This window comes from Streptomyces regalis, from assembly GCF_001509475.1.
In the GTDB taxonomy this organism is placed as follows: Bacteria; Actinomycetota; Actinomycetes; order Streptomycetales; family Streptomycetaceae; genus Streptomyces; species Streptomyces regalis.
On the sequence record NZ_LLZG01000192.1, the window covers coordinates 1 to 1,435 of the forward strand.

General features: G+C 72.1%; 1 protein-coding gene. It reads left to right on the plus strand.

What is annotated here, in order from left to right; genetic code table 11:
* The first annotated feature begins 125 nt into the window (after positions 1-125).
* Complete coding sequence (locus ADL12_RS21770) at positions 126-1,274, plus strand: GGDEF domain-containing protein (protein WP_062704352.1); 1,149 nt, start codon at positions 126-128, stop codon at positions 1,272-1,274.
* Positions 1,275-1,435 lie beyond the last annotated feature (161 nt).

Consider the following 1,435-nt stretch of genomic DNA (forward strand, 5'->3'; position numbering starts at 1 on the left):
GGGTGGATCACTGGTGGGGAGGGGTGGGGTGATCGGGGGGAGGCGTGGCGGTGGAATTTGCCGGTGAGCTCCCCGTTCGCCACGCCAACGTCCCAAATCGGCGCAAAACTACCTAGCCTGGAGTGATGGGTGAGGACAGACGGCTCGCGGCCGTAGTGGCGTTGGCGCAGGGGATGGCGGCGGCGCACACCCCGCGTGAGTCCTGGCGGGCGGCGGCGCTCGGGGCGTGTCGGGCGTTGGACGGGAGCTTTGCGGCGCTGTCGGTGTGGGAGCGAGAGCTCGGGCGGTTGCGGGTGCTCGTGAACGTGGGGGACCGGGCTCGGGGGGAGGAGGAGTTCCCGAGCGACGAGGCCTATCCGGTGCATCAGTTCCCGGAGATCACCGAGTTCCTGCACGAGCGGTGGGCCGCCGGGGGTGAGCCCAACGCCTGGGTGGAGACGGCCGACGGGCCGTCCACCGGTCACCCCGGGTACTGCCATCAGCGGGTGGCTGCGCTACGGCGTCGTGGGCGGGGGTGCTGTGTTGTGGCGCCGATCGTGCTGAACGGGCGTGCTTGGGGGGAGCTGTATGTCGCCCGTTCCGTCGGTGCGCCTGTCTTCGACCGGGGGGACGCCGACTTCGCGACCGTGCTGGCGTCCGTCGTGGCCGCCGGGATGGCGCAGTGCGAGCGGCTGGAGGAGGCCCGGCGGCTGGCGTTCACCGACGCGCTCACGGGGCTGGCCAATCGCCGTGCTGTCGATGTGCGGTTGGAGAAGGCCATTGAGCGGCACCGCAGCGACGGTGTTGTCGTGAGCCTCGTCGTCTGCGATCTCAACGGGCTCAAGCGTGTGAACGACACCCGGGGGCATGCCGTCGGTGACCGGCTTCTGGAGCGGTTCGGGTCGGTGCTGTCGCTGTGTGGTGCCATGTTGCCCGGTGCGCTTGCCGCGCGGCTCGGAGGGGACGAGTTCTGTCTGCTCGTCGTCGGGTCGCCCGCCGACGATGTGGTGAGGGCTGCCGATGAATTGTGCCGTCGTGCGGCTGAGTTGGAGCTGGGGGAGGGGGTCGCGTGTGGGGTGGCGTCCACCGAGGACGCCATCGGGCCGGTGCGGTCTGGGCGGCGGTTGTTCCGGCTTGCTGATGCGGCGCAGTACCAGGCGAAGGCGGTCCGGGCTGGTAAGCCTGTCGTCGCGGGGCGGGAGGGGCCGGACGATCCTGTGGTGCGGCTCGCCGACGCGGAGCCCTCCGGGGAGGGGGCCGTGGAGCGGCGGCGCTTCCGTGGTCGCCTGCCGTGACGGTGGCCGGCGCCGCGGTAGGCCTTGCGGGGTTTCGCCCCCGCCGCCCCTACCCGTCCCATCCCCAGGGGCTCCGCCCCTTCGACCCCGCCTCCTGGGGGCCTGCGGCCCCCAGACCCCCGCTTCGGCCCTGAACGGGCCTCGTCCTCAAACGCCGGACG